Here is a 20,654-nt window from a genome sequence, read left to right as displayed (position 1 = left end):
ATCCTTAGTCTATTTGTAGAATTCCAAAGTCCATCATTAATTCCTCTAACCTATCCTGGGACATGGGTTTTGGAATAACATGCATTTCATTTTCATCAATACTCTTAGCCAGGGTTCGATACTCATCAGCCTGTTTCTCTTCCGGGTTATAGGCAATAACTGTTTTCTTGTTAATTTCAGCAGTCTGCACTATATTATCCCTAGGAACAAAGTGAATTAGTTGAGAACCCAGTTCACTGGCAAATTCCTCCAGTAGTTCTAATTCATTTTCCACCTTCCTGCTGTTACAGATAATACCGCCAAGCCTCGAACCACCTGTTGTAGCATATTTCTTAATACCTTTACAAATATTATTGGCAGCATATAAAGCCATTAATTCACCACTGGCTACTATATAGATTTCCTGAGCCTTCCCTTCCCTGATCGGCATTGCAAAACCACCACAAACAACATCCCCCAACACATCATAAAAAACATAATCAAGGTCATCAGTATAGGCCCCCAATCTCTCTAACATACTGATAGAAGTAATGATTCCCCTTCCAGCACAACCAACACCTGGTTCAGGTCCACCTGATTCGACACATTTAATTCCTCCATAACCCTCTTTTAAAATCTCTTTTAAATCAATATCATCTCCTTCTTCCCGCAGGGTATCCAGTACAGTCGTCTGATTCATTCCACCTAATAATAATCTAGTAGAGTCAGCTTTAGGGTCACACCCTACTATCATTATCTTCCTCCCCATCTCAGCAAGGGCAGCAGTTGTATTCTGGGTAGTTGTTGATTTCCCAATACCGCCTTTTCCATAAATAGCCACCTGTCTCATGATTCCTTCACTCCTTTTCAACTTGGATTATTTATTCTTGATAAAATGTATGAAAGTAAATAATTTACTTATCACCATTTACCAACACAGTAAATCTCTTTTGTTAATGTTATGTTTATGTTAGTTATAAGAAATTTTTGTGTTATGTTTAAAATAATTATAACATTTAATTCTCTATTTACAATGGATTTTAGGATATCAATACCAGTATACTAACATTTACCTTACATAATACTTTCTGCCTACCCCTGTAAAAATATTAAATTTACCATGAAAAAACCCCTGATATTAATATCAGGGGTTATAAGCTCTAAACACTAGTATAATATTTAAGCCATCCTCATTAGTCCTTCATTATAACTTTTCTTTAATAGCATTAAGATTTTTTACAATAATACTTCCTTTAATTTTTATAACATTTATATCCTGGAGTGATAGTGCATTTTTTAAATTAACAATTGATAATCTCAACTTATCTAATAACTCCTTAAATTTTTTCTCTGTTAATTCAGCAGTTAAGATTTTCTCCTCGTTTTTAAGGGCTTTAAAATTTTTATCTGCTTCCAGATAATTACTATTAGCAACATTTAAAATAATTTGACGAGTATGATATTTTATAGCATAAAGGGAAGCTAACTTCTTATCTTTTAGATCTTTGATAAACTGCGGCATATACAATGTCAATCCATTAGCATCCATTAATGTTTTCAAAAACTTATTCTTATTACTAGCTATAGTTAAGCTGTTTAAAGCATCATCAAAACCATTAATTGATCCTAATGAAACCTTAGCTTTTTTTAATTCCGGTTTTAAATCATCCCATTTAAGGTGAAGTTGATTTATTTTTTCATTAATTTCATGCCAGATAAAAATACTATCATCCGGTACTTTTTGCTTATCTTGTTCATCTGATCTATAAGATTCTTCTTGTTCTAAAAGTTCTAATAATAAGGTGTCATTATTAGTTATTGGTTGAGGTTTAAATTCTTCCTCCTTACCCTCAGCTTTTTCTCCTGAACCCTCTTCTTTATTTTCATCAGCAGGTTTTTCCTGCTGTTTTTTCTGTCCCTTCTCCTTTTCCTTTTTTTCCTTTATTTGCTTTTCATAATATGGAATTAAATCAATTTGGCCCATTATATCAATTAATTCCATTTCTAATTCTTCTACCGCATTAATGGTTTGTTTAGACTCATCGGGTTTTAAATTTGAGTTCTTGGACTGTTTTGCACAAGATGATAGAGTAATTATTAGAAAAATTATAATTAATACAGAAAAAATTTTTGCTTTTTTCATTTTTTAAACACCTCATCAAAAATTCCATCTTTTTATGCCAGACTAAATATTCTTCTATCTAATACTAAACTATTTAAGCATCTTGCATTTGATTGTTCTACTGATCCAACACTCCCGGTGTTATACATTAAGATTGCTAGACAAGGACTCCGTAAAGATATCAGCCAGTATAGTTAAAACTATTTAATTCTATTACTATTATCTACATATATAATAAATATTATTTATAATGTTATTTAATGATATTAAAAATATATCTTATTAACTGGGGTATATTTAGTCTTAATCCTATTTATCCTTAAATATAAGAAATAAAATACTACTACGGTTCTTTGGAATTTAATATACCTTACAGTAAACTAGAACCTCTAATTGATGAAAATAGTCCTATTTAATTATTACTTCTTAGATCAAGAAAACCTGCTGTTTTTTCAGCAGGTTTTCTTGATCTTAATCACAAATCTATTAATCCAACATACTATGATACTGTATTTAAAAGTTAGTAAAGAATAACAATATAAACATTAAATAAGCTTATGAAAGGAGGCTAATATTTATGCTATTAACTAATTTACCTCAAAAAAGCAACGGAAAGATTACTGGGCTTACAGCAAAAGGAAAGCAAAGAAGACGCTTACTTGATCTTGGACTTATTCCTGGAACCACAGTTGTAGCTAAGAGAAAAAGCCCTTCAGGTGATCCTATTGCTTATCTTATTAGAGGGACAGTCCTGGCTTTACGAAAAGAAGAAACCGACTTAGTTAAGGTGTCTTTATAAATTATATTTTAAATTAAGGAGGAAACCTACATGGGTTTAACAGCCGAATCAAGTGGATTCAATGTCCTAAATAAAAGTTTTAATATTGAATCAAAAAATAATAAACCAGTAATTGCCTTAGCAGGAAATCCCAATACTGGGAAAAGCACTGTTTTTAATGGTTTAACTGGTCTAAAACAACATACAGGAAATTGGCCTGGCAAAACTGTAACACAGGCCCAGGGATTATTTATCCATAATAATCAGGAATTTATCTTAGTTGACCTTCCTGGAACCTATTCTCTTCTATCTAATTCCACTGAAGAGATGATTGCTCGTGATTTTATTTGTTTCGCACAACCTAATACTACTATAGTAGTAACTGATGCCAGCAATTTGGAGAGGAACCTTAATCTGGTACTTCAGGTAATGGAACTTACTGATAAAGTAATTCTATGTTTAAATTTAATGGATGAAGCAAAGAGGAAAAATATAAATATAAATATTGAAAAACTTCAAAAAGAATTACGAATTCCTATTATACCTACAATAGCCCGTGATAATAAAGGACTTCATAAGTTAAAAGAAACCACCTATAAAATTTGTAATAACTTAATAAAAGTAAAGCCAACTAAAATAGAGTATTCAGAAAAGGTTGAATCAGCTGTGGCGAAAATAGTACCTATTTTGAAAGCTAATATAGGCCAAATTTCCAATAAAGTTAATCTAAGATGGCTGGCATTACGACTTATTGAAGGAGATAAAACTATTTTACAAGCAATAGAAAAATATTTTTTTAACAACGACTTAAGCATTGATCAAATTCCTGAAGGGGAGGTTCAGACTAATGGAGTTAATTACTAAGCATAGCGATAAAATAACTAAGATTTTCAAACAGGTAGATAATGCCTTCAACGGAGATGAAAAAGAGAAACTTAGAGATCAATTAGTTAAAGACATTTATTTATCTGCTGAAATAATAGCTAATAAGAGTGTATCTGTTGGCAAAAGGAAAGCAGAATGGAGCGAGAAAGTAGATGATATTTTAACATCTAAATTACTTGGTTTCCCAATTATGCTACTTATGTTAGGTGGAGTATTCTGGCTAACTATTGCTGGGGCTAATGTCCCATCTGCTATGTTGGCTAAAGCTCTCTTCTGGTTTGAAGCACGTATTACAGATTTTTTTGTATGGGCTCATGCTCCTAAATGGATACATGGAATCCTGGTTCTAGGAGTTTACCGAACTATGGCCTGGGTTGTTTCAGTTATGCTGCCGCCAATGGCGATTTTCTTCCCTCTCTTCACTTTAATGGAAGATTTGGGATACTTACCAAGGATTGCCTTTAATTTAGATAATTTTTTTAAAAAATCAGGTGCCCATGGAAAACAGTCACTAACTATGAGTATGGGATTTGGTTGTAATGCTGCTGGTGTCATAGCTGCACGTATAATTGATTCACCACGTGAAAAGTTAATAGCTATTATAACCAATAACTTTGTCCCCTGTAATGGACGATTCCCTACATTAATTATTTTAGCTAGTATTTTTATGGGGACAGTAGTTAACAAAACCTATGGTTCCTTTATAGCTGCAGCAATAGTAGTTGGCTTAGTTTTAGTAGGTATTTCAATAACACTATTGGTCTCCTGGGGATTGTCCAAAACAGTCTTAAAGGGAGTTCCATCGACTTTTACACTGGAACTACCACCATATAGAAAACCACAATTAGGCCAAATTTTAGTGCGCTCATTTATAGATAGAACTTTATTTGTACTGGGGCGTGCTGTCATGGTAGCCGCTCCTGCTGGTGTGGTAGTCTGGGTCTTTGCTAATGTGGGGATTAACGGTATAAATTTAATCAATTATGTATCTAATTTCCTTAATCCATTTGCCGTACTCATAGGGCTTGATGGAGTAATTTTACTAGCTTTTATCCTTGGTTTACCAGCAAATGAAATAGTCATACCAATTTTAGTAATGAGTTATTTATCTGCCGGTGCTATGTTGGAACCAGATAATACCAATGCCTTACATGATATACTTGTTAACAATGGCTGGACTTGGGTAACAGCTTTATCAACAATGTTATTTTCTTTATTACATTTCCCTTGTGGAACTACCCTACTTACAATTCGCAAAGAAACTGGAAGTACTAAATGGGCAGTTTTTACTTTTATACTAACAACCGTTATTGCAATTATTGTTAATTTGCTAGTAGTACAGTTAATAAATTTATTTCTATAAATCTCTTAGGTATCATCTGAGTTATACTAGGATTTCCTAAATTCTTCTTGAAATTTAATTAGCTTATTTTGAATATTAGGATTTTTATCAAAAAAATTAACAACCATAGTCATGGCATTAACCGTTTCTTTAGACAAATAATGTTCCATGGCTTCTGCTTCTACCTCTTTATCAACTTTGCTTCCTATTGTTTCTAAAAACTTTTGTAACATTTGATTTCGGTCAACAAGGAATTCCCCCAGTTCAGACCCCTTATCTGTTAAAGCAATATTTTTATAAGGTATATAATCAAGATACCCTTTTTCTGAAAGAACTTTTACTGCCTTATTGACAGAAGGAAGTGAAACATCAAGTTTATTAGCTACATCAGTAATCCTAATAAATCCTAATTCTCGAGAAAAACGATATATTTCTTCTAAATAATCTTCAAGACTGGGGGTAAGCATTTATTATTCACTCATCCTTTATTTATTTTCCTGAACTAATAAACTTAGTTAATTGTGAAGATATTATATTTTATTTATATGATCTATAAAATCTATTTATGAATTATTTACATTAAAATGTTATATATACTATAGAACCAATAGCAACATAATTATTAATAAAATACTAAAAATACTACTTGGAAGTTTTTAACTCCCAAGTAGTATTTTAACTCATTTCAAAGTATAAGTACCAAATTCTATTATTATTAAAGCCTTAAATAAGATCTAATAACTTCTTTAAATAATTCACTATTTGTATAATTGAATTATTAGCCAGACAATTTAAAGAGGACGCAGAGTGCAACCTTAATGTTCTTGTAATACTTTTTAAAGTAATTCTTTCATTTTACATGAATAATTATATTTTAGTTTTGAAACGATCATAACGAAAAGGATTTATATCAAGAGTGGTCTCCTGGTCCCTTGCCATTTCACTTAACAATAATCCTACTGCTGGTGATATACCAAATCCATGACCAGAAAAAGCACAGGCGGCAATAAGCCCAGGGGCCTCTTCAACATGGCTAATCACCGGTATGTGGTCAACACAGTCATCAATATAACCGGCCCAGGTGCGGATAATCTTTAGATTTTTAAGACCAGGGAAATATTTCATTATACCTCTACAAATACAGGGCGCTGTTTTACTAAGGGTAGGTCGCTTATCATCTAGATGGGCATATGCATCCAGACCTGAAGTGCCGCCAAAGACAAAAGAACCATGTTTACTCTGGCTTTATTACCAGGTGCAAACATACCCTGACGGAGACTCTCTGGTTTTTTAGAATATTATTAATAGGGGCAATTATTGCTAACATTTTTACCTTCCACTGGCTCGGTTTATTCAACTCAACACTGGCCTTAGTAGTTACTTATATCCCCAACTTTTTATCAAAAAGAAAGATTCTATATACCCCCTCAGATATCTAGGTGATTATTATTGCTTTTGTCTTCGCCTCACTGTATTTAGGTGAGCTCCGGGATTTCTATTACCGTTTCTGGTGGTGGGATACAATGCTGCATACCTTCTCCGGTATCATTCTTGGTTTTGTCGGCTTTATCTTAATTTATTTTTTAAACCGAGACGAGAATATTGATATCTTACTAAATCCTTTATTTATAGCAATCTTTTCTTTTACTTTTGCAGTAAGTATTGGTGTAGTCTGGGAGATATTTGAGTTTTCTATGGATAGTCTATTTGGCTTCAATATGCAAAAATCAGGCCTGGTAGATACTATGTGGGACTTGATAGCTGATTGTATCGGAGGGAGTATCGCCGCCTACTGTGGTTATAATTATCTAAAAAAAGGGCTACCCTCCTATTTTGAGAAAGCAGCCCGAAAAATACTTAAGAATAATAGTCAATTTTTTGATTAATTTTAACCCTCACAATCCTTTAAATACCTCAAGAGGTTTTCAAGACGGTTTTTTATACAATCCGCCTTTTTCTTTCCAGGTATTTAGCGTACTTTGACATAGAATAACAAATCATAAAATATATTATTGCTACAAAAGTAAAAATTTCAAAAGACTTAAATTCACGGTTATTAATAATAGTAGCTCTCCTGGTCAATTCCATTACCCCAATAATATATGCCAGGGAGGTATCTTTAAATAAAGATATAAATTGAGATACTAGGGGAGGAATCATTTTAGTGGTAGCCTGGGGTAATATGATAAATCGCATTGTCTGCCAGTAAGATAAACCAGAAGATAAAGCAGCTTCTATCTGGCCAACAGGTATTGATTGTATTCCAGCTCTAACTATTTCAGCAATATAAGCAGATGTAAAAATACTAAAAGCTGCTACCGCACTGGTAAATGGTTGAATAGGTTTACTCAGCAGTATTGGCAGTAGAAAAAATATCCAGAAAACAACCATTATTAAAGGCGTACCCCGAACAATTTCAATATAAACAGAGGCAAGTGTACTGATAATGGGGTTTTTAGCTAATTTAACAATACCCAGTAAAGTGCCTAAAATAAAACTTAAAATAATGGATATTATAGCTAACTCAAGGGTTACTAAAAAACCCTTTGCTAAATATGGAATATTATTAATAATTACCTGAATTGACATAATAACAACTCCTTAATACACATTTATATCTTTTTGTTTTATGTACTTATTGATATCCTACTTCGATTAATCCATTTCTCAAATCTATTCATCAGTAAAGAAACTAATAATGTTAGAACAATATATATCAAAGTTGCTGCAGTAAATGCTTCAAAACCACGAAAGGTAAGTGCTTCAATAGCCTGAGCCTGATATGTAAGCTCGGCTACTGCAACCGTCATAGCCAGTGAAGAATTCTTTATTAAATTTAAATACTGATTACAAAGAGGAGGTATAATAACCTGGATAGCTTGTGGTATAATAATAAAGATAAGACATTGAAACCTTGTTAAGCCACTGGATTGTCCGGCTTCCCACTGCCCATCATCTATCGATTGGATCCCTGCCCTAATTACTTCTGCAATAAAGGTACTGGTATAAATGGTAAGACCAATTACAGCACTAATAAATTCATAATTATGACTCCAGAACCATCCCCGTATAAATTCAGGAAGTGCCATAGGTAAAGCAAAATACCAGAAAAAAAGTTGAATAATCAAAGGGGTATTAAGAAAAAATTCTACATAAACCGAGGATACCATTCTAAGTAATTTATTTTTTGCAGTACGCATAGTACCAAATATAAAACCAATAATTGTGCTAAGAGCAATAGATATTATTGATAATTTAATTGTAATAAGCAGACCTTTTAAGAGCAATTCTCTATAATCCCAGAGAACTAACCAGTTAAAATCATAGTCCATTTACTTCCCTCCAATCTATAAAAGGAGAACGGGGTTACCCCGTTCTCAATGCTATGAATACATATTTTGCTTACTAAGTTATCACTACGGCCATACTTCTACTTTGCCGCTTAATGGCAACGGATATTTTGTATTAGGGCCAAACCATTTAGCATATGTTAATTCATAATCCCCTGATTCCCACATTTTCATAATTGAAAAATTAACAGCATCACGGAAATCAGAGTCATTTTCACAAACCCCTATTCCATAAGGTTCATCAGAGATATTTGGACCAACTATTTCAAAACCAGGGTTTTGGCCGGCAAAACCAGCTAAAATACTGGCATCAGTTGTCATTGCATCAGCCCGACCTTGTTTTACAGCCATAAAAGCCTGTGGGTATTCTTGAAAAGTAAGGACTTCGGCTGCTGGTTGAGCATTTTTTATATTTATTTCACTGGTCGAACCTTGAACTGTAGCAATGGTTTTACCAGCCAGATCATCAGTGCCTTTTATATTACTATTACTTTTAACCAATAACTTCTGTCCAGTAAAAAAATAAGTAATACTATAATCTATTGCTTCTTCACGGGTTTTATTATGAGTCATAGTAGCAACTAATAAATCAACTGTACCCTCCTGCAGCATAGGAATACGAGTTTTTGAAGTAACCTGTTTAAGTTCAAGTTCAACACCTAATTCATCAGCAATATATTTTGCAACATCAATATCAAAACCAACCACTTGACCACTTTCATCTACAAAACCAAATGGTGGCGAGTCAAACTTTACACCAGCTACCAGTACACCTTCAGATTGAACTTTTTCCAGTGTAGAGTCAGCAAATGCAGTCATACTTAATACGAAAATTATCAACAAAGTCAAAACAGATAAGAATGTTTTTTTAAACACCATGTTCCTCACTCCTTAATTATTTATTTTTGTTTGTAATCTTGTATTTACAAAATTTGTTGTAAAAAAGACTGTGTTCTTTCTTCTTTAGGGTTATTGAAAAAATGTTCAGGGGTACCAATTTCTACAATAGCACCTTGATCCATAAAAATAACCCTGTCGGCTACTTCCCGGGCAAACCCCATTTCATGTGTCACTACCACCATGGTCATTCCCTCATAAGCCAGCTTTTTCATAACATCCAGTACTTCTTTAATCATTTCTGGATCAAGTGCTGATGTTGGTTCATCAAAGAGCATAATTTTGGGATACATAGCCAGTCCCCTGGCAATAGCAACTCTCTGCTTCTGACCTCCAGATAATTGCGAAGGATAAGAATAGGCTTTATCTGAAATTCCCACTTTCTCTAACAGTTCAAAGGCTTCCTGTTGAGCTATCTTTTTCTTTGTTTTGCGTACTTTTCTGGGTGCCAGTGTAATATTTTCTATGACAGTCATATGGGGATAAAGGTGGAAATGTTGAAAGACCATCCCTATTTCTGCCCTGACCTCAGTAATATTAATTTTCTTATCACTAATATTAAATCCATCAACAATCAAATTCCCTCTCTGTATAGCTTCAAGTCTATTTATACATCTTAACATAGTGCTTTTGCCCGACCCACTAGGCCCAATAATTACAACCACTTCCCCAGGGTAGACATCAGTTGAAATCCCTTTTAATACATGTAGACTCCCAAACCATTTATTAACATCTTTAAAAGTAATAATTGGTTTCCGCTTACAGTCTATTACATTTAAGTTAGCTTTAGAATTCATAATAACAAACCCCTTATACTATTTTTTATGTAAACTACATGTTATATATTAATAATTTTACTATAGAAAAAGCTGTAAGTCAAGGTAAATAATATTAAAATAACATAAACATAACATAAATACCTGTATAATTTTATTTGTATTTTTGTCCAGTTAAACTTTTTTATATCACTTTTATTTTGTTTTCCTTAATCAAAAATAATTAAACAAAAATATTAGTTGAGAATAGTATAAGATATAATTTAAAAAGGTGGTGTTGTTTTGCAAAACTATAAAACGGCTATATTAAAACAGGCAGCTGCCACTTATCCTCAGTTAGCAAGAGTCAGCAATCAACCACTAGAAAACAGAATAAATAGATTAATCAAAAGAACTGTTGATAAAACATTACCTACTGGTAGGTATCAAGATATGAACATAATCACAGCTGCCAGCAAATATGAAACAACCGTTAATTACAATGATATATTGAGTCTCCGCTTTGAAAACTACTATTATCCAGAGATGATGGCCAGTGGTATAACCGTTGTTCAGGCCTTAACAGTTAATTTAATTACAGGTAAAAAATATAAGTTGAGAGACCTTTTTAGAGAGGGAAGTAATTATAAGGCTTATCTAGACAATATAATTGAACAAGAAATAATAGAGAGAGGTATTCCACTAATTAATGAATTCCCCGGCATAACTGGTGATGAGGTTTTTTATCTCAAGAAAGATACACTGGTTATAGTATATCAGGAATATGAGTTAACTCCCGGCTACTACGGCACTTTGGAATTTAATATACCTTACAGTAAACTAGAACCTCTAATTAATGAAAATAGTCCTATCGCCAGACTAATGTGATTATTACTTCTAGATCAAAAAAACCTGCTGTTTCTTTAGCAGGTTTTTTCCAATGTATTTTTTTAATCAAACATCATATAAACAATTACAGGCAAAATACAGGTGATAACCTTATCAACATATAAAAATGGTAGACCATCAGGGACTCGAACCCTGAACCCCCTGATTAAGAGTCAGGTGCTCTAGCCGATTGAGCTAATGGTCTACGGTGTCATAGCTTATTATCAGATTTTAATATAGCTTATTATCAGATTTTAATGGGGTGGGTGATGGGGCTTGAACCCACGGCCTCAGGAGCCACAATCCTGCGCTCTAGCCAACTGAGCTACACCCACCATATACATGGTTCCCTACTGGAGACTTAAATAATTATAACTAATCTACTCCCACTTGTCAATACTATATAACAACTTTTATAAATAATTGGCGCGCCTGAGAGGATTCGAACCTCTGGCCTACGGATTAGAAGTCCGTTGCTCTATCCAGCTGAGCTACAGGCGCTTATCACCACTTACAACATTTAATAGTATACATGAAAAGAAGCTAATAGTCAAATACTTTTTTAGCAAAATCAATAAGAAATTTTGGGTTTCTTTTAAAAACACAGATGTAGTAGGAGTCTCATATAATAATGCAAAGTAATAATGCAATCTTATATCCAATTACTAAAACTATTTATATCATAATAGTGCTTAATGGAGGTGAGATGATGGGTGATGAAAGTCTATTAGATATAGTCTGGGCCTTTTTCTATGGATATGTTAAAAAAATATTAAACTCACTGGTGAATAATCTCTGGGATGAACTCTGGGTAGAAATAATAAAAGGAGTTAATCTGGCAGAACAGAAGTGGAAGGAATCTGGCCAGGGTGAAGCCAAAAAAAAATGGGTAATGGAACAGGTTATGACTTTTATTAATGAACAAACAGAATTAAACTGGCTGCAAAAAAAACTGGTTTATATTTTTGTTGATAAAACAATTGATGCCCTGATTGATACATTTAATGAAGAACTAGGTAAAGACTGGGGAAACAAAGTAGCAGAATGGAAAGAAATGCTGGAAGGTAAGATACCTTTTATTGATTGATGAATTGATATTTATACAATAATAAAAACCCCTGAATATAATTATCAGGGGTGATACATACTAGCAAGACAGGTCAAGTTTAACTTACTTTATCTTTCAAATTAGATATATCTATTGTGTTTTCCGCGGAGACTTTTCTTACCGTATCTATTTTACTTTCTAAACTATATAATTTATTTTCTATTATATCGAAACGCTTATGATATTTTTGAAGCTCATTAAAAATGTTCTGAACGTCATTATCATATTTCTGAAATTGTTTCTTTTGATTTTCTTCAATTCTATATACACCACTTAGAAGTTCATCCATCTTTTTATTTAAATCTTTATCTGCCATAATCCTTGTCCCCCCTCTTTTTTATCTTTAAAATTATTATACCATACTAAATTTTATCAGTAAAATTATAATTTCATTATTTTTCCAGGATATTTGAATATTTATTCTCCAATATTTCCTTTATGCCATTTAAGGCCTCTGCCCGATGGCTGATCTTATTTTTCTCCTCTAAAGGGAGTTCAGCCATAGTTTTATTATAAACAGGGAGCCAGAAATAGGGATCATAACCAAAACCATTATTCCCCCTGGGGTGTTCAGTAATTATCCCTTCACAGCTGCCCTCTACTGTATATTCTTTACCACTCAGGGGGTCAACCAGGGCAATTACTGCCCGGTAACGTGCTGTTCTCTCTTCAAATCGAACACCTTTTAATTCTTCAAGCAATTTTCTGTTATTCTCATCATCAGTTGCTGTCAAACCAGCATAACGTGCCGAATAAACACCTGGTCTCCCTTTTAGATGATCAACCTCTATACCGGAATCATCAGCCATTGTTAAAAGCCCGGTCTGTATTGAGCGTTCTCTGGCCTTTTTCAGGGCATTATCTTTAAAAGTTTTACCATCTTCTTCAACTTCAGGAAGGTCAGGATATTCCCCCATATCGACTATTTCCAGCCCTAATCCAGCCAGCAATTTATTGATTTCATATATTTTATTTCTATTACCACTGGCAATTAATAGCTTCCTGCTCATTTTTATTCCTCCAGACTCTCCCTCTGAGCCAGTACTAGTTCTTTAATTCCCTTTTCTGCCAGATCCATCAATACAGTCATCTCTGAACGCGTAAAAGGGTTTTGCTCTGCTGTCCCCTGTATCTCTATTATCTTTCCTTCTCCTGTCATAACCACATTCATATCAACCTGGGCCTGTGAATCTTCTTCATAACAGAGGTCCAATAGCAATTCACCATCTACTATACCCACACTTGTTGCCGCCAGATAGGAATTAAGTGGTGATTCTTCTAATTCCCCCTTATCAATAAGGTAGTTGACAGCATCTACTAAAGCTACATAAGCCCCGGTAATTGAAGCTGTTCTAGTTCCACCATCAGCCTGAATAACATCACAGTCAATCCAGATAGTCCTTTCCCCCATTTTATCAAGGTCAATTATTGAGCGGAGGGAACGCCCTATCAACCTCTGAATCTCTTTGGTTCGTCCGCTTATCTTGCCCCGGGCAGCCTCCCTGACAGTTCTATTGTGAGTAGACCTGGGTAGCAGCGAATACTCAGCTGTTAGCCAGCCTTTATTCTGTCCCCTTAAAAAGTAAGGAACACTATTTTCTATGGAAACATTACAGATAACCTGGGTAGCACCTGTTTTGATAAGTACTGAACCTTCAGCATATTTAGTGAAATTCCTTGTAATTGACAGTGCCCTCAGCTGATCATTTGACCTACCATCATTTCGTTTATTATCCATCTTATCCATCCGCCTTTCAGATTAATATTATTAAAACCCTCTATAATTATCATTATATCTAAAAAACCCCTAAGTAAACAACTTATTTTAAGCTATACCCTTTTCAAATACTTCTTTATAATATCCAAAGCAATCTCAACAGTTGCTCAGACCAGACCAATTAACTTAATCCCCCGGCAGCACTACTACTGGCAAGTTTATATTTCGCATTCTGCCAGTTTTTATTCCACCCAGGGCCTTTTCAACCCCTCCCTGTTCACTAAAAAAGCCCAGAATACTACACCCAGGCTGTAATTAAAAAATAACTTATCCTATTTTTTTACAATACTTTCATTCATCTCTAATGGTTCCAGCAAATACATATGTCCAGCCAATGTCTCTATCTTTTCTCCCTCAATTAGTATTTGAACAGCATCAATTTCTTCAAACTGAACCATTGTATTAACAATCGAATAAACGGTTAGGGATTCCCCTGTACTCCCCCCCCAGTGATTATCAAGAAGGGCATTATTAAAATCAAGATATATTATATTATCCCTAAGGCTTAATTTTAATAGTTCTACACCCTCTGGTATAGTTGGACTTAAAGAGCTGGTTTCAGGGCCTTTAAGTAGTTCCTCAACTGTATTCCTGTAAAGCCCATCCTGCTTGACTGTTCTTCTTTCCTGGTCAAGGTACATTGCATCCCGGGTAGCATAATAGACAATAACTTCTCTACTGTCATCACCACTGAAATCCTGCTCCCCTATTATATTGTAAACTATAATAAATCCAATAATAAGAATAAGCAAATAAATTAATAGACTTCTCCTACTCATCTACCCCTTCATCTCCCTGTCTAACATTGTCAAGATAAGATTTAATCCCTTTACTTATTGCCCTGGCAGCTTTTTCTAGAAAGAAATCGCTGGATAATAATGACTCTTCATGTGGATTAGAAATAAACGCTACTTCTACAAGTGCTGAAGGCATCTCAGTATATTTTATTACATAGAAATTATCCTTCAGGATACCTCTATTCTTTCGTTTTAAGGAATTAGATAATTCCCTCTGCAGCACCCTAGCCAACAGCTTATTTTCAGCCGGCTTATCTGGCGCAAGATATGTCTCTGTTCCATCTGCATATCTAGAATTAGAGGCATTAGCATGAATACTGACAAATAATCGGGCCTTTATTTCATTAGCTATATCTACCCTTTCTTTTAATGAAATAAAATTATCCTGCTCTCTGGTCAGCACAATATCATAACCTTCAGATTCCAAAAGGCTCTGTACTTTAAGTGCAATAGAAAGGGTAACATCTTTCTCCTTAAGTCCTGAAGGACCTATAGCACCAGGGTCAAAACCACCATGACCAGCATCGATCACAATAACATTTTTTCCAGTAACAGGTTCAGCGGCCCCCTTTATCAGAGTAATATTAATACTACTATCAGGGTTCATTGATATTACCTTATGCCCGTGATAATCAGTTAAATCAAAAGTCACCCTGCTCACCTGAGGTTCAGAACTAAATTGACCTATCCTGATACCTTCAATTAAACCCAGTGGCTCTGGCAGCTCTTCCTGAGAAATCCCCCCTATCCCCTGAATATCCACTACAAGCCGGTCAGGATAAGAAAGTCTTTTAACCTCATAGTTTGCCTGTCTAAGAAAATCAAAAGAAATATCAGTCTTAGTAGTTGAATCTGTTAAAACAAGTTTATTAAAGCCGTTCTCAAACTTAATTATATGTTTAAATTTACCGTTTGATAACTGCTTTTGTTCCAATTTATAGGCAGACTCCCTTGTCATATCTGCAACTATCCTTACTGTCTCCTCATTAAATTTGGCTGTCCTGACAGCAGTAATAAGTTCCCCCTTTACATCTATCTTATCAGGAAAATTATCTCCTCTAACTGTATTTATAAGGTTAATTACTAGTCTATCCGGTTTCTCAAGAAAAAATAAGTCAGGATTAGTAGATTGGTCTGTTATAAAACTAAGTATACTGTTTTCAAATTTAAGGTCCCTTACTTCAGAAAGGTCAGCTGGTTTCAAAATCATAGTATTAGAGCTATTATCCTGAACTAACTCCATCTGTTTATCCTCTACTAAATCAAGCACCACCCGCAAAGTAACAGGGTCATACTTAAACTGACTTACCCTAACATCTTCAATCCAGTCATTTTTCTCTATATTAAGGTCAAAATTATTAAGCATTAAACCCGGTATATCCAGAACCATCCTCTTTGGATTTTGCAGTAGAAGAATCTCTGGTCTGCGCATATCGCCATTGGCAGTAATCTTTAATCTATTGTTTTTCCAGTCTATAGCAGTAATAGAAGGCAAAAAATTAATCAATAGCTTATTACCATCTTCGTCTATTCCCATGTCTCTCTGAAAAGGAATAGGGTATTTGCTGATAATCGATAACCTTAAACGAGCCCTGTTAGCAACCTTTTCTATCTTTAAATAGAAATTTTTATTTGAAAGATCATCCTTAAAGTCTGGTGACAGGGCTGTCTGGTCTAACTCAAGAACAATTTTTTTGGGGTCATCTGTCTTATTGATTCTATAGGGGCTTATTTTATCCAGCTCCAGTAATAACTGTTGACCAGACTTCTGCCAACTGATCCCCTTCACATAAGAACTTGGTTTATTAATATAGATATCTTTGCCGTTCTCCTGATAGAGGTAACCCAAATGTTCAATCACCTCTTTAAGGGGAAGATAACTACTTCCCTTAAGCATTGTCGGTTGATGCTCTGTTTTATATGTTTTATCATTAACCTGTATGTATGGATTATCAGCCATCATTTTAAGTTTAGTATCATCTTTTTTTAAATGAATTGTCTTAATCGCCTTAAACCAATTAATTTCGGCCCCCAAAATATCTGCCAGTGAACGGGCTTTTACCATCAAACAACCATCTATCAATTTAGTTTCAAATTTATCGAAGTAATCCTGTCCATTTATATAAATATGCATATCCCCTGCCTGTAATGTCCCAGCAGCAGCAATTAAAATTGCTATCAATAAAAAAGCCGTTAAAAGGGCTATATTTTTAGGCATTATTTGTCATCCCCCATCATTCAACAATATAATATAATATTTCTTTGAATCTTTAATATTTCCTGCTTTATTTTATAATTAATCAGCTAATAATTGAATATAATAAAATATACTCTTACTAAAACCTGGTCTGGAGGATTAAAATGACAGATGACAAAAAAATCTCAGTAATATCACTTGGCGGACGTGGTGAAGTCGGCAAAAATATGATTGTAGTTGAAAATGAAGAGGACATGATAGTATTGGATACCGGTACTCTATTTCCAGATGATGAAAAATATGGTGTTGATCTAATTATTCCTGATATATCATATCTGGAGAAAAACCAAAAGAAACTGCGTGGTATTATTTTTTCCCACGGACATGAAGACCATATTGGTGCCATACCCTACTTATTAGAAAAAATAACCCCCCCTTTATATGGTACAGATTTAACAATAGGTCTAATAAAAGACCGCCTGGAGAATAATGGTTTAATCGACAAAGCCAATCTCAATACTATCGGTTCCAATATAATTAATAAAGACCTGGAACTGGGTTCTTTTAAGATTGAGTTTTGTCATGTTAATCATAGCATACCAGCAAGTGTAGCCATGGGGATCCATACTCCAGCAGGATTAATCATTTATACAGGGGATTATAAATTTGATCAAACACCAATTAATAATCCCCAGACAGATTATGATAAACTGGCTAACTGGGGCAGGCAGGGAGTACTAGCCCTTTTAGGAGACAGTACAAATGCAGAACATGAAGGCCATACCCTCTCTGAACGGGTAGTAGCCCGTAGTCTGGAAGAAAGCTTTAGTCTGGTAGAGTCCAGAATAATAATAGCCACCTTTTCTAGTAATATCGACCGGATCCAGCAGATATTAAAGGCAGCTAAAAAAAACAACAGAAAAATAGCTATTAGTGGTAGGAGTATGGCCAATACAATAGAAATAGCCAGTAAACTTGCTTACTTAGATATCCCTGAGGGTATGATTATAAGTATTAATGAGGCCAACAAAATGAAACCTGAAGAAATAGTTTTGCTTATGACAGGTAGTCAGGGGGAATATAGAGCAGCCTTAAGTAGATTAGCCCGTAATGAACACAGAGAGATTTCTATTATACCTGGTGATACTGTATACCTATCATCCAGCCCAATACCTGGTAATGAAAAGGCAATTGGTGAAACTATCAATATGTTATACAGTAAGGGGGCCAAGGTAATCTACAATGGGATGATTGACCTACACGCTTCCGGTCATGCCTGTCAGGAAGAGATCAAATTAATGATTAACCTGACAAAACCAAAGTACTTAATTCCAGTTCACGGTGAATTTCGACATTTATATCACCATGCCCAACTGGCAAGACAGGTGGGCATACCAGTAGGAAATATCATCATTGCCCTCAACGGTGACAGGGTAGAGATAAGCCCTGATAAGGCAGCAGTCACCGAAAAAGTAGCTGTTGGTGAATTATATATTGAGGGTTATCAAATTAGTAAAACAGATGAGCTTGTTCTCACTGAACGAAGGAAATTATCTGAAAATGGTTTTATAAATATTATCCTAGCTGTTGATCAAAAACTCAATTTATACAGCAGACCCCTTTTAATTTCCAGGGGATTTATCTATAAAAATGAATTACAGGCTGTCCTTAATGATGCCGAAGAAGTAGTAGTTAAAGCCCTGCAGACCCTAAAATCAGTTAAAAATAAAAGCAGTGATCCCTCACTACTAAAAAATAGAATTAATAGTATCCTGGGTAAATACTTTTACGAAAAAACAAATAGAAGCCCCTTAATAATAACAGAATTATTAATCATAAAAAACACTGATAATTAAATATAGAGATCAAGCAAGAGCCCTCTAATTTCATCAACCTGCCGCAAAACCTCCAGGGCATCTGCCTGTTCCTCGATAAAGAGATTATGGAGGGTTTCCAGATTTTTATCTATCTTTTCAATTATTGTATAGGTCTTCATATTACCCCTGCCGTCCCAACTATAAGACTGTTTAGCCTGAGCAAACTCCTTTTGTATTATCTTAAGAAAGACTTTAACCCGTTTTTTATATTCTGCCAGGTCTTTCTTATCAAGTGATTTCTTTAGTTTCTTCCCCTGCTCATCTATAATACCAAGGAGTTTGTCAAGCCTCTCTTTAATCTCCTGTTCATTTATCTCGGTCAATTTTTCCTTAAAATCGCTTTTCTCAGCTCCACCCGGGCTCTTTTTATTAACACGCTTATTCTCATCACGATTTTTTAATGGAGAAAGCAAATTTTTATCTATCCGCATCACAAACCCTCCTCTCAAATTACTCACTATACTATATATTCGCTAAAATAATAAGATTACCTTCACAATACCCCATAATAAGAAATATATAGATAATATTAGTATATAGTAAAAAAATAACCCCTGTCAATCAACTCAAAGAACTAAATTTGTCTGATAAACAAAGTAGTATCAGATAAATATATTGGTCGGTCTTCAAAGTTATCCACAATTTCTAAATCACAGTTTCCTGGTTTACTAACAAGAAACTAATAAAACACCCGGCTACTTACCTGCCGGGTGTTTATAGATTATTCATCACCAGTATTGTCACTGCTTTTTCCTTCCAGGATATTCAAGCGCTTATTAATCGCTTCCAGTTCAGCTGTTAAATCCTCAGCCATAGCCTTTAACATTTGGTACTCTTCCTGATGGAGTACTTTACTTTGTTCATCATATGCTGGGTAATGATACCTTCGGCCATACCCTGGTCCATAGCCAGCTCCATAACCGCGTCCACGTCCGACACCAACACCAAATCCCCGCCTGGGTACCGGGCACCAGCTGCCAACACAATTGCCCATTCCCCTTCCTGTTAAAGGTCCATATCCTTGAGGTCCAGTTCGATCTCCTGCAGGCATGTAAATCATCTCCTTTCTGCTTAGTTATTTAATACAATTATATTATACACTTATTTTGGGCATATGTCAATAACCATTAAAAATTATACCCTGATAGACAAATATATCCCAATAAAAACCCCAATCAGTATTCCACTTATAGCCATATACCCTTCATTTTTTTCATGGGCCGATGGTATTAATTCATCAAAGGTAATAAATAACATAGCACCAGCTGCAAAACCCAGAGAGAAAGATAGAAAAAAATCAGAGATCTTGCCAAAATATGCTCCAATAAAAGCCCCTAATCCCATAGGAATACCCGATACTATTGTGGCCAGAACAATATATAGATTCCTGACACCCGCCAGGCTTAAACTGGTAGCCATAGCCATTCCCTCAGGAAAATTCTGCACACCAATTATAACCGCCAGTCCTAATCCAAGGGATCTATCTGCACTATAACCTGCTCCAATGGCCAGACCCTCTGGTATATTATGTATGGCAATACCTACTGCCAGAAGAATACCAGCCTTTAAATTAATATTATATTTTTTATTCATAAAATGTTGATGAGGGAAAAAAATATCAAGGCCAGCAATCAAAATTGCCCCCAATAACATACCTGCCAGGGTGCTAAAAACAGAGGCAAGTTCTAATGCTTCAGGAATTAAATCTAAAAAAACAACCACTGTCATAATACCCCCGGATATACCCAGTACAAAGGTTAAAAGATTTTCCTTCATCTCTTTTACAAGAAAAACAAGGATACTACCTCCAAAGGTACCAAATACCCCTGTAAATAAACCTATTAATGACACATACCACAAATAATCCACAATAACCATCCTTTTGATTACATCATTTATTAC

At 34.7% G+C, this 20,654-nt stretch carries 22 protein-coding genes, 3 tRNA genes and 1 pseudogene; 7 read left to right on the top strand and 19 right to left on the bottom strand.

The features are described from left to right. Positions 1-4: 4 nt before the first annotated feature. Together nifH and GM661_RS03540 are read right to left on the bottom strand one after the other, a co-directional pair. Complete coding sequence (gene nifH, locus GM661_RS03545; protein WP_125988268.1) at positions 5-829, bottom strand: nitrogenase iron protein; 825 nt, start codon at positions 827-829, stop codon at positions 5-7. 354 nt (positions 830-1,183) lie between these two features. Beyond that, positions 1,184-2,122 carry a hypothetical protein gene (locus GM661_RS03540; protein WP_230868767.1) on the bottom strand — a complete coding sequence of 313 codons (939 nt, stop codon included), beginning with the start codon at positions 2,120-2,122 and terminating at the stop codon, positions 1,184-1,186. Between the two features lie 556 nt (positions 2,123-2,678). Between GM661_RS03540 and GM661_RS03535 the strand changes: the two genes are divergently transcribed. The 3 genes from GM661_RS03535 to GM661_RS03525 are packed head-to-tail and all read left to right on the top strand — an operon-like array spanning position 2,679 to position 5,127. Then, on the top strand, positions 2,679-2,900 hold the full coding sequence (locus GM661_RS03535; RefSeq protein WP_230868766.1) for a FeoA family protein: 222 nt from the start codon (positions 2,679-2,681) through the stop codon (positions 2,898-2,900). Between the two features lie 30 nt (positions 2,901-2,930). Continuing rightward, positions 2,931-3,743 carry a FeoB small GTPase domain-containing protein gene (locus GM661_RS03530; protein ID WP_230868765.1) on the top strand — a complete coding sequence of 271 codons (813 nt, stop codon included), beginning with the start codon at positions 2,931-2,933 and terminating at the stop codon, positions 3,741-3,743. Further along, the gene (locus GM661_RS03525; protein ID WP_230868764.1) at positions 3,727-5,127 is read left to right on the top strand and encodes a nucleoside recognition domain-containing protein; all 1,401 of its coding nucleotides are present in this window, start codon (positions 3,727-3,729) and stop codon (positions 5,125-5,127) included. The genes GM661_RS03530 and GM661_RS03525 overlap by 17 nt, the downstream gene beginning before the upstream one ends. Positions 5,128-5,153: 26 nt before the next feature. Here GM661_RS03525 and GM661_RS03520 read toward each other — a convergent pair whose 3' ends face one another. Further along, on the bottom strand, positions 5,154-5,573 hold the full coding sequence (locus GM661_RS03520) for a metal-dependent transcriptional regulator (protein ID WP_230868763.1): 420 nt from the start codon (positions 5,571-5,573) through the stop codon (positions 5,154-5,156). A gap of 400 nt (positions 5,574-5,973) precedes the next feature. Beyond that, a pseudogene (locus GM661_RS03515) lies at positions 5,974-6,348 on the bottom strand (NAD(P)/FAD-dependent oxidoreductase); the annotation flags it as partial. Between the two features lie 281 nt (positions 6,349-6,629). Here GM661_RS03515 and GM661_RS03510 point away from each other — a divergent pair. Next, on the top strand, positions 6,630-6,992 hold the full coding sequence (locus GM661_RS03510) for a hypothetical protein (protein ID WP_230868762.1): 363 nt from the start codon (positions 6,630-6,632) through the stop codon (positions 6,990-6,992). A 52-nt stretch (positions 6,993-7,044) separates the two neighbouring features. Here GM661_RS03510 and GM661_RS03505 read toward each other — a convergent pair whose 3' ends face one another. The 4 genes from GM661_RS03505 to GM661_RS03490 form a co-directional block, all read right to left on the bottom strand. Continuing rightward, positions 7,045-7,695, bottom strand: coding sequence for an amino acid ABC transporter permease (locus tag GM661_RS03505; RefSeq protein ID WP_230868761.1), 651 nt, complete (start codon positions 7,693-7,695; stop codon positions 7,045-7,047). 38 nt (positions 7,696-7,733) lie between these two features. After that, a complete protein-coding gene (locus tag GM661_RS03500; RefSeq protein ID WP_230868760.1) occupies positions 7,734-8,438 on the bottom strand; it encodes an amino acid ABC transporter permease in 705 nt (234 codons plus the stop codon). 84 nt (positions 8,439-8,522) lie between these two features. After that, entirely contained in the window at positions 8,523-9,332 is an 810-nt protein-coding gene (locus GM661_RS03495) for an ABC transporter substrate-binding protein (protein WP_407929636.1), read from the bottom strand. A gap of 47 nt (positions 9,333-9,379) precedes the next feature. Beyond that, positions 9,380-10,102: an amino acid ABC transporter ATP-binding protein gene (locus tag GM661_RS03490; RefSeq protein WP_230869757.1), complete on the bottom strand. Its 723-nt coding sequence runs from the start codon at positions 10,100-10,102 to the stop codon at positions 9,380-9,382. Between the two features lie 309 nt (positions 10,103-10,411). Here GM661_RS03490 and GM661_RS03485 point away from each other — a divergent pair, with 309 nt between their 5' ends. Further along, positions 10,412-10,996 carry an RsiV family protein gene (locus tag GM661_RS03485; RefSeq protein ID WP_230868758.1) on the top strand — a complete coding sequence of 195 codons (585 nt, stop codon included), beginning with the start codon at positions 10,412-10,414 and terminating at the stop codon, positions 10,994-10,996. A gap of 128 nt (positions 10,997-11,124) precedes the next feature. On the opposite strand, the gene GM661_RS03480 is transcribed toward GM661_RS03485, so the two are convergent. The 3 genes from GM661_RS03480 to GM661_RS03470 all read right to left on the bottom strand — a co-directional run bounded on the left by GM661_RS03480 (position 11,125) and on the right by GM661_RS03470 (position 11,497). Beyond that, a tRNA-Lys gene (locus tag GM661_RS03480) sits at positions 11,125-11,201 on the bottom strand. A 53-nt stretch (positions 11,202-11,254) separates the two neighbouring features. After that, a tRNA-His gene (locus tag GM661_RS03475) sits at positions 11,255-11,331 on the bottom strand. A gap of 89 nt (positions 11,332-11,420) precedes the next feature. Beyond that, positions 11,421-11,497, bottom strand: a tRNA-Arg gene (locus tag GM661_RS03470). A gap of 130 nt (positions 11,498-11,627) precedes the next feature. Between GM661_RS03470 and GM661_RS03465 the strand changes: the two genes are divergently transcribed. Further along, positions 11,628-12,083, top strand: a complete 456-nt coding sequence (locus tag GM661_RS03465) for a hypothetical protein (RefSeq protein ID WP_230868757.1) — start codon at positions 11,628-11,630, stop codon at positions 12,081-12,083. A gap of 79 nt (positions 12,084-12,162) precedes the next feature. Here GM661_RS03465 and GM661_RS03460 read toward each other — a convergent pair whose 3' ends face one another. The 5 genes from GM661_RS03460 to GM661_RS03440 all read right to left on the bottom strand — a co-directional run bounded on the left by GM661_RS03460 (position 12,163) and on the right by GM661_RS03440 (position 16,896). Continuing rightward, positions 12,163-12,420, bottom strand: coding sequence for a hypothetical protein (locus tag GM661_RS03460; protein WP_230868756.1), 258 nt, complete (start codon positions 12,418-12,420; stop codon positions 12,163-12,165). 76 nt (positions 12,421-12,496) lie between these two features. Then, positions 12,497-13,114 (bottom strand): XTP/dITP diphosphatase, encoded by a 618-nt coding sequence (locus GM661_RS03455; RefSeq protein ID WP_230868755.1) that lies wholly within the window; start codon positions 13,112-13,114, stop codon positions 12,497-12,499. Between the two features lie 2 nt (positions 13,115-13,116). After that, positions 13,117-13,842: a ribonuclease PH gene (gene rph / locus GM661_RS03450; RefSeq protein ID WP_230868754.1), complete on the bottom strand. Its 726-nt coding sequence runs from the start codon at positions 13,840-13,842 to the stop codon at positions 13,117-13,119. Between the two features lie 311 nt (positions 13,843-14,153). Continuing rightward, positions 14,154-14,660: a GerMN domain-containing protein gene (locus GM661_RS03445; RefSeq protein ID WP_230868753.1), complete on the bottom strand. Its 507-nt coding sequence runs from the start codon at positions 14,658-14,660 to the stop codon at positions 14,154-14,156. Next, entirely contained in the window at positions 14,653-16,896 is a 2,244-nt protein-coding gene (locus tag GM661_RS03440) for an N-acetylmuramoyl-L-alanine amidase family protein (RefSeq protein ID WP_230868752.1), read from the bottom strand. Before GM661_RS03440 ends, GM661_RS03445 begins: the two co-directional genes overlap by 8 nt. A 143-nt stretch (positions 16,897-17,039) precedes the next feature. On the opposite strand from GM661_RS03440, the gene GM661_RS03435 reads away from it, so the two are divergent. Beyond that, complete coding sequence (locus GM661_RS03435) at positions 17,040-18,731, top strand: ribonuclease J (RefSeq protein WP_230868751.1); 1,692 nt, start codon at positions 17,040-17,042, stop codon at positions 18,729-18,731. On the opposite strand, the gene GM661_RS03430 is transcribed toward GM661_RS03435, so the two are convergent. The 3 genes from GM661_RS03430 to GM661_RS03420 form a co-directional block, all read right to left on the bottom strand. Then, positions 18,728-19,183 carry a YaaR family protein gene (locus tag GM661_RS03430; protein WP_125988241.1) on the bottom strand — a complete coding sequence of 152 codons (456 nt, stop codon included), beginning with the start codon at positions 19,181-19,183 and terminating at the stop codon, positions 18,728-18,730. The genes GM661_RS03435 and GM661_RS03430 overlap by 4 nt on opposite strands. A 290-nt stretch (positions 19,184-19,473) precedes the next feature. Further along, the gene (locus tag GM661_RS03425; RefSeq protein WP_230868750.1) at positions 19,474-19,803 is read right to left on the bottom strand and encodes a DUF5320 domain-containing protein; all 330 of its coding nucleotides are present in this window, start codon (positions 19,801-19,803) and stop codon (positions 19,474-19,476) included. Between the two features lie 83 nt (positions 19,804-19,886). Next, positions 19,887-20,621 carry a ZIP family metal transporter gene (locus GM661_RS03420; RefSeq protein ID WP_230868749.1) on the bottom strand — a complete coding sequence of 245 codons (735 nt, stop codon included), beginning with the start codon at positions 20,619-20,621 and terminating at the stop codon, positions 19,887-19,889. Positions 20,622-20,654 lie beyond the last annotated feature (33 nt).

Origin of the sequence: Iocasia fonsfrigidae (assembly GCF_017751145.1) — a bacterium.
Taxonomy (GTDB): Bacteria; Bacillota; Halanaerobiia; order Halanaerobiales; family DTU029; genus Iocasia; species Iocasia fonsfrigidae.
The sequence above is the reverse complement of the archived record's forward strand: the minus strand, read 5'-3'. Positions and strand labels throughout refer to the sequence as shown.

Excerpts from the sequence above, each read along its gene's own strand:
- nifH (WP_125988268.1), bottom strand. The coding sequence starts at position 829 with ATGAGACAGGTGGCTATTTATGGAAAAGGCGGTATTGGGAAATCAACA.
- GM661_RS03540 (WP_230868767.1), bottom strand. The coding sequence starts at position 2,122 with ATGAAAAAAGCAAAAATTTTTTCTGTATTAATTATAATTTTTCTAATA.
- GM661_RS03535 (WP_230868766.1), top strand. The coding sequence starts at position 2,679 with ATGCTATTAACTAATTTACCTCAAAAAAGCAACGGAAAGATTACTGGG.
- GM661_RS03530 (WP_230868765.1), top strand. The coding sequence starts at position 2,931 with ATGGGTTTAACAGCCGAATCAAGTGGATTCAATGTCCTAAATAAAAGT.
- GM661_RS03525 (WP_230868764.1), top strand. The coding sequence starts at position 3,727 with ATGGAGTTAATTACTAAGCATAGCGATAAAATAACTAAGATTTTCAAA.
- GM661_RS03520 (WP_230868763.1), bottom strand. The coding sequence starts at position 5,573 with ATGCTTACCCCCAGTCTTGAAGATTATTTAGAAGAAATATATCGTTTT.
- GM661_RS03510 (WP_230868762.1), top strand. The coding sequence starts at position 6,630 with ATGCTGCATACCTTCTCCGGTATCATTCTTGGTTTTGTCGGCTTTATC.
- GM661_RS03505 (WP_230868761.1), bottom strand. The coding sequence starts at position 7,695 with ATGTCAATTCAGGTAATTATTAATAATATTCCATATTTAGCAAAGGGT.
- GM661_RS03500 (WP_230868760.1), bottom strand. The coding sequence starts at position 8,438 with ATGGACTATGATTTTAACTGGTTAGTTCTCTGGGATTATAGAGAATTG.
- GM661_RS03465 (WP_230868757.1), top strand. The coding sequence starts at position 11,628 with ATGCAAAGTAATAATGCAATCTTATATCCAATTACTAAAACTATTTAT.
- GM661_RS03460 (WP_230868756.1), bottom strand. The coding sequence starts at position 12,420 with ATGGCAGATAAAGATTTAAATAAAAAGATGGATGAACTTCTAAGTGGT.
- GM661_RS03455 (WP_230868755.1), bottom strand. The coding sequence starts at position 13,114 with ATGAGCAGGAAGCTATTAATTGCCAGTGGTAATAGAAATAAAATATAT.
- rph (WP_230868754.1), bottom strand. The coding sequence starts at position 13,842 with ATGGATAATAAACGAAATGATGGTAGGTCAAATGATCAGCTGAGGGCA.
- GM661_RS03445 (WP_230868753.1), bottom strand. The coding sequence starts at position 14,660 with ATGAGTAGGAGAAGTCTATTAATTTATTTGCTTATTCTTATTATTGGA.
- GM661_RS03440 (WP_230868752.1), bottom strand. The coding sequence starts at position 16,896 with ATGCCTAAAAATATAGCCCTTTTAACGGCTTTTTTATTGATAGCAATT.
- GM661_RS03435 (WP_230868751.1), top strand. The coding sequence starts at position 17,040 with ATGACAGATGACAAAAAAATCTCAGTAATATCACTTGGCGGACGTGGT.
- GM661_RS03430 (WP_125988241.1), bottom strand. The coding sequence starts at position 19,183 with ATGCGGATAGATAAAAATTTGCTTTCTCCATTAAAAAATCGTGATGAG.
- GM661_RS03425 (WP_230868750.1), bottom strand. The coding sequence starts at position 19,803 with ATGCCTGCAGGAGATCGAACTGGACCTCAAGGATATGGACCTTTAACA.